This is a genomic window from Microcystis sp. M109S1 (assembly GCF_020247025.1).
GTDB lineage: Bacteria > Cyanobacteriota > Cyanobacteriia > Cyanobacteriales > Microcystaceae > Microcystis.
In genome coordinates, this window is sequence record NZ_JADBRW010000234.1 from 20,193 (window position 1) to 33,905 (window position 13,713).

Sequence of the window (13,713 nt, forward strand, 5' to 3'; positions counted from 1 at the left end):
CAATTATTCAAGGGAGAAAAATCATGACTTTAGATTACAAAGAGCAATACTGTATTATTGGGGCTGGTGCCGCAGGATTAGCGGCGGCTAGAGCCTTAAGCAAAGCCAAAATTCCCTTTAATGTTATCGAATCTGCCCAGGATGTTGGGGGTATTTGGATTTATGATCGTCCCGATAGTCCAATGTATAAAAATACACATCTGATTGGTCATAAAACCACACAACCTTTTTCCGATTTTCCCATGCCAAAAGATTACCCAGATTATCCCAATCATCGGTTAGTCTATGAATATCTTCGCAATTATGCCGCTCATTTCAATCTCTATGATTTCATAGAATTTAATCTCAGCGTGGAGAAAGTAAAAAAGGTGGGTAACTTTTGGGATGTCACCCTTAGCAACCAAGAAACCAGACGATACCGAGGGGTTTTAATCGCTAGTGGTTATCATAGTAAACCGAATATTCCTCAATTTTCTGGGCATTTTGACGGGGAAATTATCCATTCAAAAGATTATGATAATCCCGCTCAACTAAATGCTAAAAAAGTCCTAGTAGTTGGAGCGGGACAATCAGCCATGGATTTAGTCGTCGAAGCGGCTATCAATGGCAGTAAAACTTTCCATAGTACCCGTCGTGGCTTTCTCTGTATGCCGAAATTTTTGTTCGGTTTGCCCCCAGAATGGGTGATGATTAACACGCCAATCATGAATCTAATTCCAGCCCAAGAACACATGAAAATGATGGCTTTATTATCACCAATAGCTCTATTTTTACAAGGAGTTAATCTCAAAAAACTCAATATTCCTACAGATTGTAAAAGTAACGGTCTAATTATTCCCAACAGTGACCAACAAATCTATCGTTATTATGTGCATGGAGATGTCAACCATAAGCCTAATATCCAAGAATTAGACGGAAAGAATGTTATTTTTGCCGATGGCAGTACAGAAGAAATTGATCTGATTATCTACGCCACTGGTTACAAAATTGAATTTTCTTTTATTGACAAATCGGATTTAAATTGGCAAGAAGGAACCACCCAGCCTAACCTCTATATGAATGTTTTTCACCCAGAGGAAAATAACCTGTTTGTCATCGGAATGGTTCATCCCACTGGCACCCACTGGCGAGTATTTGAAGAACAAAGTAATTTAGTGGCCGCTTATCTACAAGCTCAGGATAAAAAATCCCGGTTTGTCTATAAATTTGAAAAGCTAAAACGTCAAATTAGTGCCAATTTAAGCGCCGACAATAAACACCATAGCGGTACTCACTCCTTAGTGATTGACAAATTGGGTTATATACGCCAAGCCCAAGGATTAGCTCGCCGATTACTGGCTTAAATCTCCCACCATAATTCACCCCCTGAAATCCCTCTATCTTAACTCCAATGCCCTACATTATTGAGACAGCTACCGGTTTTCCAGAACATTACTATCCCCAAGAGGTTCTAGAAGTCAATATCAGAAATCATTGTGCTAATCTTCTTCAAGATTATTGCCTCAGAAATCATCTCGACTTCCAGGAACAAACCTTTTTTGATTTAGAACAAATTCATCGTTTTTTCAGTAATGTCAAAATTCAAGGGCGATACTTCACCATTCCCCTAGATGAATTCGATGCCGATAATCCTCCCGGACTCGCCCAAACCGTTCGTCAAATGGTCGATCTAACTATGGATTTAGTAACATCGACAGTAACTAATTTGCTCAAAAAAGCAGCTCTTTCTCCCAAAGAAATCTCCCTAGTTACCTCCGTTACTGTTCTTCCTTCCGTTCCTTCCCTAGAAAGTTTACTCCTCAATCGTCTACATTTTTCCCTCGATATCAAGCGGCAAGCGTTATCGGGTGTCGGCTGTTTGGGAGGCGCCCAAGGATTAGCCAGAGTAAACGATTATCTGCAAGGACATCCCACCGAAGCAGCGATTTTGTTTACCACCGATCCCTCCTCTGGCCTTTGGCAAGGGTCAATTCATGGCGATTTAACGGGATTATTGGGACAATTACCCGAAGATCCGTCTCAATATAGCAATATCATTATGACCCTTGTGGTAGCGGCTTTATTTGGCGATGGAGTCGGCACGGTTCTCTTAGCGGGAGATGAACATCCCTTAGTCAAGCAAGGTAAAGCAAAACTGAAGATTATCGGCACTCAATCGCTGTTAATGCCCCACACAGAGCATTTAATGGCATTACCTTTAACAGACTACGGTTTTCGCCAAATTATTCGCCCAGAAGTCTCTGATTACGTCAAGGGTGGGGTGAGAAAAGCAGTGGCATCTTTACTAGAAAAAACAGGAGTTTCCCTCGACGAAATTGTCTGTTGGATGGTGCATCCGGGGGGGCCAAAGATTCTCGATGCAATAGTTGAAGAATTCCAGTTAGAACCAGATACTTTACAGGTGAGTTGGGATATTTTGGCGAAAATTGGCAATATTGCTTCTGCTACTATCCTCTGCATTCTCGATGAAACCCTCTCCCGTCCCCATCCCCCCAAGGATTCCTACGGATTAATCATTTCCATGGGGCCTGGATTTGCTCAAGAAGCTATTTTAGTTCAATTTTGAGGATATTTGAAGATGTTAAGCCAAATAATTTTCATTGCCTTGATTAGTTACATTATTGTCCAACGAGTGCGCGTTACTCGTCTGAGTAAACAGAATATGGCCAAAGTCTTAGCGGAGGGAGGCAAACTGCATAGTTCTAATTATGTGGGATTCGTCAAGATTTTCCAATCTAGCTGGATGCTTTGCATGATCGGGGAAGTTTATCTCCTCAATAGACCTTTTATACCAGCATTGGCTTTATTTTCCCTAATTACTACCTTTTTAGCTCAAAAGCTCCGCTATGCCTCCATTGAAGCTTTAGGCGATCGCTGGATTCATAAGGTGGTCACGGTTCCCCAGACACCCGTGATCGACAATGGCATTTATCAATATATCCGTCATCCTAACTGGTGCGCCATGATCACGGAATTAGCGGTGGTTCCCCTGTTTCATACCGCTTATCTGACATCTATAGTCTTTAGTCTCCTGAATGCTTGGTTATTAATCCAACGCATTCCGGCTGAAGAAGAAGCTTTGAGTCAAGACACCAATTATCAAGCAGTTTTCGCCAATACTCCCCGTTTTATTCCTAGTTTTAACGCAATTTTCTCTCGCAAACAGCAACCGCTTAAAAGTTAATTGCCACCGATAGCAGGGCCGGTTCCCTACGGCCCTTTAATTACCCCTCATACCTGAATTTCAAGGAGAAAAAAAATACTATGGACTCTCTAATTGTTTCCGAAAATATTATTAGCGACAATTTAACTGACGCTCTACAAGAATGGGAAACTTTATTAGGCTCCGAATATGTCAGCACCGATAACAAAAAACGCCTAGAAGCCGAGACCGCTACCTACGAAACCCATGCTAAAATCCCGGCAATTATTCGCCCAGGTAATCGTCAAGAAGTCCAAGAATCTCTAAAAATTGCTAATCGCTATCAAACCCCTGTCTATCCTATTAGTACAGGTAAAAATTGGGGTTATGGTTCGCGAGTTCCTAGCCGCACCGGTTCGGTTTTAATGGATTTGAGTCGATTAAATCAGATTTTGGATTACAATGAAACCCTAGCTTATGTAACTATTGAAGCGGGTGTTACTCAGCGACAACTCTACGATTTTTTGCAAAAAAATGGCAATAAATTATTAATGAGTGTCACCGGTTCGACTCCTGATTCTAGTATTATTGGCAATATTCTCGAACGAGGTGAAGCCAAAGGACCTTTGGGCGATCGCTTTAATCATGTCTGTGGAATGGAAGTAGTTTTGCCCACCGGTGAATGTGTTCATACGGGATTTAATCGCTTTGAAAATTCCCAAATAGGGGCGGTCAATCGTTGGGGAGTCGGTCCCTATTTTGATGGAATTTTTACCCAATCTAACCTAGGAATCGTCACCAAAATGACTTTTTGGTTAACGCCCTATCCTGAATATTTTCAGGCTTTTTTCTATAGCATCGATCAAGAAAATAAATTAGAGTTATTGATCGACAAACTACGTCAACTGAAAATGGCAGGGGTAATTAAAACGACCTTCCACATTAATAATAACTACCGAATGTTGTCTATTCAACAACAATATCCCTGGCAGGAATGCCAAGAAAAAACTCCTTTACCCCCCGATTTATTAGAACAATTAAGTCATCAATGGGGTGGCGGTGTTTGGATAGGAGAAGGAGCTTTATATTCGGCTTCACCAGAACAGGGAAAAGTCGAAAGAAAACTAATTGAAAAAGCCTTGAAAGGAATTGTCAATAAACTTATGTTTTTTGATGAAAATAAGTTCAAAATGGCCAGCAAAATGAGTCCCATTTTTAAAGTATTTACCGGTGTGGAAATTAAGGACAAGGTGGATTTAATTTATCACAAAAATCCCCAACGAGGAATGATTACCGAAAAAGTGCTGAAAATGGCCTATTGGCGCAAAAAAACGCCTCCCACCGATAAGTTGAATTTAGATCTGGATGCCTGTGGCATGATTTGGTGTGTTCCCGCTGTTCCTTTTCTGGGAAATCATCTCAGAAATGCTCTCAATATTATCAGCAGCATCGCTAAAAAATATGGTTATGAACCTAATATCGGCATTAACTGTATTACCGAGCGCAATATCAACATCAATGCTGCCATTTTTTATGATCGATTGCTAGAAGGAGAAGACCAAAAAGCCTTAAATTGTCACGATGAAATGTTGGCAGAATTGATCAATAAAGGCTATTATCCCTACCGTCTTAGTACCCACTCTATGAATAGTTTACCCCTAGCCAAAGACGATTATAGTTGCTTAATCCAGAAAATTAAAGACAGCTTGGATCCCAATCACATTCTCTCACCCGGTCGCTACGAATTTCTTTAAATAAGTCTAACAATCTACTGCTAACTGCCCATCTCTCCCCCAATTCTAATGACTTCTAGCACTTCTAGGAAATGGCAACATCTCCGAATAGATTATCTTCCGTATATCACTGGTTGGTTTGGTAACTTTATCGTTAATAATGCCCTTCTAACCATGCTAATCTATCGCTACGACCCTGGCATTCCCAATGACTATAACTTATCCATTTTATTGCCCTCTGCTTTAGTGGGGATAGCGATAATGATTAGCCGTATTGCTGGGGCTTTTGTGCAGCCAGTGATCGGTTATTTTTCCGATCGCTTTTGGAGTCCTTGGGGCAAAAGAAGACCATTTATACTGGCCAGTTTAGTCCCTTTAATTGGTGGTTTTATCCTGTTGTTTAATCCCCCTAATAACTTAAATCAAACCACTTACTTCATTTATTTAGTCACCATGCTTTGGGTGTTTTATGTGGGTATGGCATCCTATCATGTTCCCTATTTAGCCTGGTTGCCCACTCTCGCTAAAAGCCCAGAAGGAAGGGTTAAATTATCAACTCAAATCGGAATTTTTGGTTTAGTTGGTGCCACCATTGGTGGGATTATTGCCCCTTGGTTAACTGATAGCTATGGCTTTCAGGGCATGGGGATTGCTATTAGTCTTATTGGGGTAATTACTCTAGCCATGCCCTTGCTAGAAAAAGAAGAATATACTCCTTCTAAGGGCAAATATCCTAACTTTAAAACCACATTAACGGCGGCTTTTACTAATCGGACTTTTTGTATCTATATGATCACCATGATTTTGGCGTGGATGGTGATTAGTATTATCTCGGTGATTCCGACTTTTTTAGTAATTGCTCTCCTCAAACGAGAGGTAAGTTTTGCCGCCGTGATTAATACTATTATCGTCGGTAGTGCCTTGGCTGGATTTACCCTAGTTTTACCCTTAGCGCAAAAATATGGCAAAAAACTGGTTTTTCAAGGTTCTTTAATCTGGGTTGGCCTTGGTATGATTGCCATGGCCTGTGGTCGCTTTTGGTGGCAAGATTCTTTAATTCCTTGGTTAATCCTTTCGATCATCGCTAATTTAGCCCTAGCCAGCTTTTTTAGTCTGCCGAATGCCATGTTATCGGACATTATCGATCAAGATGCGGAGCAACAAGGAATGGGCCGAGAAGCAATATTTTTTGGAACTAGGGGGCTACTAATTCAATTTAGCCAAGGTGCGGGGTCTTTTCTAACAGGATTAATCCTTTCTTTCGGGAAAACTCCTGATAACCCCTGGGGGGTACAAATTGCCTTTTTGTCCGCCGGTATATTATCCCTAGCAGCGGCTTTTGTCCTCCGGTCTTATGCCATAAAAAAATAGTTCTTTCCTCGCTAATCTGTTATTACTCTTGACTAAACCCTACTCATTTGGAACTGGATTATGACTTCCCCCAATCCCATCACCAAACAGCAAGAAACTGCTATCAAAAAACTGCGATTGCCTTGGCGATTAATTATTACTGGGATCCTAGCGGCCACCTCGGTTTTTGCCTATCCTACCCTGCGTAATGTCCTCTTAGAAAACACCTCTGAATCCACCACCTCAAAAGAAACCGCTTCGTTAGCAATCGATAAGAGCAAGACGGCAGCCTTACCGGTGCGAACCTTAACTTTAACTCCTGTCACCCATCACCAAGAACCGCGCCGTTATACGGGTAATATTGTGGCTAAACGGACAAGTGAACTAGGATTTGAGCGTTCGGGACAATTAATTAGTTTATTGGTTCAAGAGGGTCAAGAGGTACGCCGAGGTACTTTAATTGCTACTCTAGATACACGCAATTTAGAAGCACAAAAACAAGAACTCATCGCCCAGCGATCGCAAGCGACGGCTAAACTGCAAGAATTACAAGCTGGTTCCAGGAAAGAAAGTATCGCTGCAGCCCAAGCAAAAGTCCGAGATCTCAGGGAACAATTAGCTTTAGCCCAATCTAAATACCAAAGACGGCTAGGATTGTATCAAGAAGGGGCAATTACTAGAGAACAACTCGAAGAAGTGCAAACAGATGTTAATGCACAACAAGCGAGAATTGATGAAGCCCAAAGTCAATTAGATGAACTCAAGGCCGGTACTCGTCCCGAATTGATTTCTCTGCAAAAAGCCGTTATTGACCAATTTGATGCCCAACTGAAGAATATTAAATTAGAGATTGAGAAAAGCCAACTTCAAGCCCCCTACGATGGCACTATTGCCCTCCTTCACGTCAATATTGGCACTGTTGTTTCTGCAAGTAATCCGATCGTTCGTTTGGTCGAAAGTAATCAACTGGAAGCGCGTATAGGGGTTCCCGTTGACCAGTCCGAAAAATTACCAATTGGGAGTAAACATCGTTTAAAAATTGGTGACAAAATAGTAACAGGACAAGTCACTTCAACCCTACCCCAAGTTGATCCGACTACCCGTACCGCCACGGTTATTTTAAGTTTAAATCAGACTCAAGGCCTGATTCCGGGGCAAGTGGTCAGCCTAGAATTATCTCAATCAGTTCCACAATCGGGCTATTGGTTGCCCACAGAAGCTTTAGTACAAGGCACGAGAGGATTATGGTCTTCCTATGTTCTAGGAGCAGCTAATCCCGATAATCCTCGACAATTTACCGTCAAACGCCAAGATTTAGAAGTTCTAGCGATTCAAGGCGATCGCTTGTTGGTGCGCGGGACTTTAACCTCCGGTGATCGAGTGATCGTCGAAGGGGTTCATCGCATCGTACCCGGGCAAATGGTGGAAATTTGGTAGTCAGTGGTCATTAATCAGCTTTATTATCCCTAATAATCTCCAATGAATAACTTATTTGAACGTAAACCTAGATTACTAATTCTGACCTTAATTCTGATTATTGTCTGGGGATTGTCTTCCTTTCAAATTTTGCCGCGCATGGAAGATCCCGAAACAATTAATCGAGGTGCCACCATTACCACCAATTTACCCGGCGCCAGTCCTTATCGGGTCGAATCCCTAGTGACCGAAAAAATTGAACAATCTCTCTCTAGCATCAAAGAAATTAGCCTGATTGAGTCCTCCTCAGAATTAGGGAGTTCCACGGTCAATATTGAACTTAAAGATGAAGTGACTGATGTGGATCCCGTCTGGTCACGCATTCGCGATCGGATTACCGATGTCATCCCGCAACTACCCCCAGAAGCCGAAAGACCCTTATACGAAGAAGGATATAGTCAAGCCTTTAGTTTATTGACTGCCATCCTTTGGGAGCTAGATACCGCTCCTAATTACGCTATTTTACGCCGACTTGGCCAAGAACTGTTCGATGAATTAGAAGCCCTTTGGGGAACCGAAAGGGTCGAGTTAGTCGGGGTTCCGGCCGAGGAAATTTTAGTCGAAATTGATCCGGTGAAATTATCCTCCCTAGGCCTAACTGCCGTCGAAGTTGCCCAACAAATTCAAACCAGTGATGCCAAGGTCGCCGCCGGACAACTTCGCAGTAATCGCAATAATTTATTATTGGAAGTCGATACCAGTTTAGAATCACTCTCTCGGATTCGAGCAATTCCGATTCGTTACAGTAATGAGGGACAATTTACCCGTTTAGGAGATATCGCCCTAGTTACCAGGGGAATTCAAGAACCGCCGCCAGAACTAACTATTATTAACGGTAAACCGGCTATTGTGGTGGCCGCTATGATGGAATCGGGGCAACGCATAGATGAATGGACAACGGCAGCCCAGGCCAAGTTAGACCTGTTTCGACCCTCTCTCCCCCAAGGTGTTAGCCTCAAGATAATTTTTGCCCAAAATCGTTATGTGGCTAACCGAATCGATGGATTATTCAGCAACATGATCCTAGGGCTACTCTGTGTCATGGGGACAGCTTTTGTGATGATGGGATGGCAGTCCGCCTTGGTAGTAAGTCTATCCTTGCCCTTATCGATCCTGATGGTCTTTGCTGGTATGAATCTCTGGCAAATTCCCCTACATCAAATGTCGGTGACAGGAATTGTTATTGCTTTGGGACTTTTGATCGATAACGCTATTGTGATTGTCGATGAACTGCAAAAAGGACTACGGACCGGAATAGCTCACGAACATATTGTTGCTGAAACCGTTAAACAGTTAGGGATTCCCCTCTTAGCTTCTACCCTAACCACGATTTTGTCTTTTATGCCGATCGCTCTTTTGCAAGGAGGCACTGGCGAATTCGTGCGTACTATCGCCCAAACAGTGATCTTAGCCTTGGTTAGTTCTCTAATTTTGTCCCTAACGATTATTCCTGTCCTCAGTTTACGTTTATATCAACTGACTCATCGCTCGCACCAGACAAAAACCCATTGGTGGGATACGGGAATTAATTTACCGCTCCTAACGGGGTTGTATCGCCAAATTTTGAAGTTAATTCTCTATTTTCCCGTATTAGGTCTGGTTATTGGCTTGATTATTCCAATTGCTGGCTTTGTTGTCGCCGGCACTCTCCCGGAAGAATTCTTTCCGCCGGCAGAACGAGATCAGTTAACCCTAGAAATCGAACTGGCCCCCACCACAACCCTAGAAGTAACTCAGGTAAAAGTGGCTCAAGCTGAAAAAATACTGCTAGATCATCGAGAAATTGCAGAAGTTCACTGGTTTTTAGGGCGTAATGCTCCCCCCTTCTACTATAATCTCTCCGATGGCGTCAAAGACTCTCCTAATTTTGCCCAAGCATTGATTCAACTTCGGCAAGTTTCTGATAATCCCCAATTGATCGAAACCTTACAAAAACAATTAAGTCAAGCTCTACCGATGGCTAGGGTATTAGTCAGCCCCCTAGAACAGGGTCCACCGGTGGGCGCTCCGATCGAAATTAGGGTTTATGGCTCAGAATTGGAGATGTTAAGGAAAATTGGCGAGTCCTTACGGGAAGAACTGGCAAAAATACCCGAAATAACCTATTCTGTTGCTGATTTAAGTGAAATTCAAGCTAAATTAGCCTTAAAAATTAATGAAGAAAAAGCTCGACTGATTGGTTTGGATAATGCGGCGATCGCAAGTCAATTGGATAACCTTTTAGAAGGTTCTGTGGGTGGCTCGATTTTAGAAGCAACGGAAGAATTACCCGTACGAGTCCGAGTCGGTAATCGCGATCGCGAGCAACTGCCACAAATTGCCTCTTTAAATATTCTCGGTAATTCCGCCACTGCTGAACGGGCGAATATTTCCCTTTCCTCTGTGGCAGAATTTGATTTTCTCCCCGAATTAGCCACGATTCCTCGACGAAATGGCAAGCGAATTAATACGGTGAAGGCCTATGTTCAAGCTGATGCGATCGCTGCAACGGTTTTAGACGAATTTCGCCAAAACTTAGAATCGGGCAAATTTTCCCTTCCGCCAGGGTATCGGCTCGAATTTGGCGGAGAGGAAGAAGAAAGAGATACGGCTGTGGCTAATCTAATTGCTAGTGTGGGAGTCTTGACGATTCTAATGCTATCAACCCTTGTTCTTTCTTTTAACTCCTTCCGTCTTGCTGCTCTAGTTACTGTCGTCGGTATTAGTTCGATTGGACTAGCCTTATTTTCCCTCTGGTTATTTGAATATCCCCTAGGATTCATGTCGATTTTAGGCACTATCGGCTTAGTTGGGGTTTCCGTTAATGATTCTATTGTCGTGGTAGCGGCTTTACAAGCTTTACCCCCCCATCTTCAACGCCAACGAAAGGCAATCCGGGAAGTGGTCATTGCTTCCACCTGTCACATTCTCACCACTACCTTAACCACGGTGACGGGATTTGTGCCATTATTTCTCTACGGCGGCGCTTTTTGGGAACCCCTCGCTCTCTGTATTTCCATCGGGGTGATGGGAACCACCCTAAGCGCACTGGTATTTGTCCCGTCGGGATGGTACTATCTCGCTCAAGCCCAAAAGGTTTCCCCTCTGTCTGTTTCTGAGTAGCTTGATTAAATGCCACTTTTGTAGAGACGTTGCTAGACAACGTCTCTATTGATACTAAATCCGTTGAGTATAGGCTACATATCAGGACAGGCAAAAAGCAATAGGCAATAGGCAAAAGGGGCAATGAATAATCAGTCTTTAATAACCGGATTTAGGATGATTTGGGTAAAAATACCCTGAAAGTCCTCTCGGCTCTACCGCCCTGATCCGAGAAAATAGGGAGAATTGGCTGGGTTAAATAGGGCTGGCTGAATAATGGTAAAACCCTTTTAAAATAAGGCTTTTGACCTGTTAAAATCCGATGTTAGTGCTGCGAAAATAGGATTAAGACCTTCAAAAACCTGGCATTATCCTTCTTGTAGTACATAAACTGGTACAAAAAAGAGGGCAACAAAGCCTGAAACGACCGGCTACTGACGACCGGCTACTGACGACCGGCTACTGACTCCTGACTCCTAACCCCACCAACAAACTTTTTCAGCAAGCCCTAAATATAATCGAGTTTAAACAATAGATAAGTTTTTTAACAAGAGTAGTTTCAGATACTAATTACCCGATGGACTGGGGTAGAATTGGAAAAACCAGTCAAACTTTTTTAGCCAAGCTACTTAACTATGATTAAAATTAACTTGCTGTTCGGGTTATCTTCTCTTAAAAAATCGATAAAAAACTTTACATAAACTCAAAAGAGAGCCTCGTAAATTTCTCATCTAAAAGCTGAGTTAGTTATCGGACAAAGTTTTTAGGTGCTTTTGTTGATTACTTCTTAACCACCATCTTAGAAGTAGAAGAAGGGAGATGAAAGTTAATCAGTTACTAAGACTCTACGAACAAGGAGAGCGGGATTTTTTAGGCATTGACTTGATGAGTCTAGATCTACAACAAGTGACTCTAATCGCTGTCAATTTTGCTGCGGCCAATTTGCGCGGAACTAATTTGAGCCGCTCTTTTCTGACTAAATCAAATCTGCGGGGAGCGAGTTTGAATTGGGCGAATTTAACCTATGCCAAATTAAGTCAAGCGCAATTAGTGGAAGCGGACTTAACCAAAGCTAATCTCACCGGGGCCTTTATGGTACAGGCAAACCTGCGTAACTCGCGATTAAGTGGGGCGGATCTTTCCCATGCTAATCTCCGGGGGGCGAATTTATGCGGGGCGAATTTATGCGGGGCGAATTTATACTTAGTTAATCTCTTGGAGGCAACCCTAGATAAAGTCAATCTCAATTGGGCTAATTTGCAGGAAGCGCGGTTAAGTGGCACTAAATGTCGTCAGATTTCCGCAAGGGAAGCCAATTTTAGCGGCTCTTTTCTTAAAGAGGTGGACTTTCAGGGGGCTAATTTAGAAAGGGCTAATTTTAGCGAGGCACGTCTGACGGGTAGTGATTTACGCGGGGCTAATTTAGCGGCTGCTAATCTAGCGGGAGCGCGTTTACAAGAGGTAAATCTACAGGGAGCGGACTTGAGGGGTGCTAACTTGACGGGGACTTGTTTTGAGAGCGTCACCGGTTGGACAGAAACCGCCCAAGAAGATGATATTTTCCCCCTAGACTGGTTTCAGCCCCGTTTTGCCACTTAAAAGTCAATATATCTGCCGAAAGCCTCTCCTTTTCCTATCGATTAACGATTAGCTGGATGGTTAATCTTTGGTTAGGAATGGGGATTGGGGGAGCATTATTCGGCTCATCCTCGAAGGGTAAAGCAGGGGGAGGAGTGGTAGCACTGGGAGATGGTGCTGGAGATGGCGTGGGATTAACGGCAGCGGGGGGACTTTTCGGGGTGACGACGGGTGCGGGAGAGCTAAAACCGAGGAGATCTTTGCCAAAGGGAAAAACATTCCCCCAGCGTTGAATATTAGGGTTGCCAAACCAATCTTGACGGGATACCTTCACCGAGAGGAGAGGTGCGATCGCACCTGATTTTTCGGCGGTTATTAATAAATCAATTTTATTAAGACCCTGTTGTTGATTAAAACGACTGATGATAGTTTTCTCTGCTAATTGCGATGCTCTAGTCAATAATCCTTCGTAGGATTCTCCCCGTTTAACTGTGATGGGAAGATTAACAGTGGATTGAGCAAAAACCACATCAACGGCAATAATTCCCGTCAGCAGCGTTAAAACAGTAATAGACTTGTACATAGGACAGACAGTTAAACAGACACTCCCAGGCTAGGGTCGGGATCTTCCCTGTTAGAGTTCCCCGATCGCTTTCTTAAATTACCACGATCGATCTCTGGCCACAATTGAAAATTTTCCGGTAGCAAAATCGTCCTTGGCTCCTAGCAATAGGCAATAGGGGAATAATTAGGGCTGGCTGAATAAATCTAAAAACTTTGTTGGATAATATCTTTAGGCTTTTTTGAAATCAAAAAGTGCCAGCCATTGGAGTGATCAGGGGGGAAAATTCAGGTACTTTTTCCCTGAACATTGGGTAATTGACCACCTGAAAATGGCTAAAACCCCACACCCGACACCCCACCCCCACGAAAAACTGTTTCAGCATAACCTAATTATATTTGGCTATATCGACCAGAGGGTTTTAATGATGACACAAACTAGCGAAACCGTTACCTATTCTCTCGAATCTGTCCTGACAAGGATCGAGAGTAAAATCGACAATCTCCAAAGAGATGTTAATCAGAAAATTGACTCTCTCCAAAGAGATATGGATCAAAAATTTGACAATCTCCAAAGAGATATGGATCAAAAATTTGACAGTCTCCAAAGAGATGTGGATCAGAAAATCGACAGTCTCCAAAAAGATGTTAATCAAAAATTTGACAGTCTCCAAAAAGATGTTAATCAAAAATTTGACAGTCTCCAAAAAGATGTTAATGATTTAAAGGTGGAAGTCACAGAAATCAAAGGAGATATTAAAACTCTTGATCAGAAAGTCGAAACAATGGATA

General features: G+C 42.7%; 9 protein-coding genes and 1 pseudogene. 9 read left to right on the forward strand and 1 reads right to left on the reverse strand.

From position 1 onward, the window contains the following. Positions 1–23 precede the first annotated feature (23 nt). The 8 genes from IM322_RS11730 (at position 24) to IM322_RS11765 (ending at position 12,381) form a co-directional block, all read left to right on the forward strand. The gene (locus tag IM322_RS11730) at positions 24–1,343 is read left to right on the forward strand and encodes a flavin-containing monooxygenase (protein WP_287675427.1); all 1,320 of its coding nucleotides are present in this window, start codon (positions 24–26) and stop codon (positions 1,341–1,343) included. A gap of 47 nt (positions 1,344–1,390) precedes the next feature. Continuing rightward, entirely contained in the window at positions 1,391–2,566 is a 1,176-nt protein-coding gene (locus IM322_RS11735) for a type III polyketide synthase (RefSeq protein WP_287675426.1), read from the forward strand. A gap of 12 nt (positions 2,567–2,578) precedes the next feature. Then, positions 2,579–3,184, forward strand: a complete 606-nt coding sequence (locus IM322_RS11740) for an isoprenylcysteine carboxyl methyltransferase family protein (protein ID WP_287675425.1) — start codon at positions 2,579–2,581, stop codon at positions 3,182–3,184. 80 nt (positions 3,185–3,264) lie between these two features. Continuing rightward, complete coding sequence (locus IM322_RS11745; protein WP_287675424.1) at positions 3,265–4,896, forward strand: FAD-binding oxidoreductase; 1,632 nt, start codon at positions 3,265–3,267, stop codon at positions 4,894–4,896. A 48-nt stretch (positions 4,897–4,944) separates the two neighbouring features. Further along, positions 4,945–6,246, forward strand: a complete 1,302-nt coding sequence (locus IM322_RS11750) for an MFS transporter (protein ID WP_287675423.1) — start codon at positions 4,945–4,947, stop codon at positions 6,244–6,246. 60 nt (positions 6,247–6,306) lie between these two features. After that, positions 6,307–7,662 carry an efflux RND transporter periplasmic adaptor subunit gene (locus IM322_RS11755; RefSeq protein WP_287675422.1) on the forward strand — a complete coding sequence of 452 codons (1,356 nt, stop codon included), beginning with the start codon at positions 6,307–6,309 and terminating at the stop codon, positions 7,660–7,662. A gap of 42 nt (positions 7,663–7,704) precedes the next feature. After that, the gene (locus IM322_RS11760; RefSeq protein ID WP_287675421.1) at positions 7,705–10,803 is read left to right on the forward strand and encodes an efflux RND transporter permease subunit; all 3,099 of its coding nucleotides are present in this window, start codon (positions 7,705–7,707) and stop codon (positions 10,801–10,803) included. A gap of 798 nt (positions 10,804–11,601) precedes the next feature. After that, positions 11,602–12,381 carry a pentapeptide repeat-containing protein gene (locus IM322_RS11765; protein WP_149985461.1) on the forward strand — a complete coding sequence of 260 codons (780 nt, stop codon included), beginning with the start codon at positions 11,602–11,604 and terminating at the stop codon, positions 12,379–12,381. 41 nt (positions 12,382–12,422) lie between these two features. On the opposite strand, the pseudogene IM322_RS11770 reads toward IM322_RS11765, so the two are convergent. Next, positions 12,423–12,943: pseudogene (locus IM322_RS11770) on the reverse strand (hypothetical protein). Positions 12,944–13,349: 406 nt separating this feature from the next. On the opposite strand from IM322_RS11770, the gene IM322_RS11775 reads away from it, so the two are divergent. Further along, positions 13,350–13,713, forward strand: a 364-nt coding sequence (locus tag IM322_RS11775; protein ID WP_502863569.1) for an OmpH/Skp family outer membrane protein, incomplete at its 3' end; no start/stop codon positions are given.

What these genes read in the sequence shown, in the direction of transcription:
- IM322_RS11730 (WP_287675427.1), top strand. Translation starts at nt 24, where the DNA reads ATGACTTTAGATTACAAAGAGCAATACTGTATTATTGGGGCTGGTGCC.
- IM322_RS11735 (WP_287675426.1), top strand. Translation starts at nt 1,391, where the DNA reads ATGCCCTACATTATTGAGACAGCTACCGGTTTTCCAGAACATTACTAT.
- IM322_RS11740 (WP_287675425.1), top strand. Translation starts at nt 2,579, where the DNA reads ATGTTAAGCCAAATAATTTTCATTGCCTTGATTAGTTACATTATTGTC.
- IM322_RS11745 (WP_287675424.1), top strand. Translation starts at nt 3,265, where the DNA reads ATGGACTCTCTAATTGTTTCCGAAAATATTATTAGCGACAATTTAACT.
- IM322_RS11750 (WP_287675423.1), top strand. Translation starts at nt 4,945, where the DNA reads ATGACTTCTAGCACTTCTAGGAAATGGCAACATCTCCGAATAGATTAT.
- IM322_RS11755 (WP_287675422.1), top strand. Translation starts at nt 6,307, where the DNA reads ATGACTTCCCCCAATCCCATCACCAAACAGCAAGAAACTGCTATCAAA.
- IM322_RS11760 (WP_287675421.1), top strand. Translation starts at nt 7,705, where the DNA reads ATGAATAACTTATTTGAACGTAAACCTAGATTACTAATTCTGACCTTA.
- IM322_RS11765 (WP_149985461.1), top strand. Translation starts at nt 11,602, where the DNA reads ATGAAAGTTAATCAGTTACTAAGACTCTACGAACAAGGAGAGCGGGAT.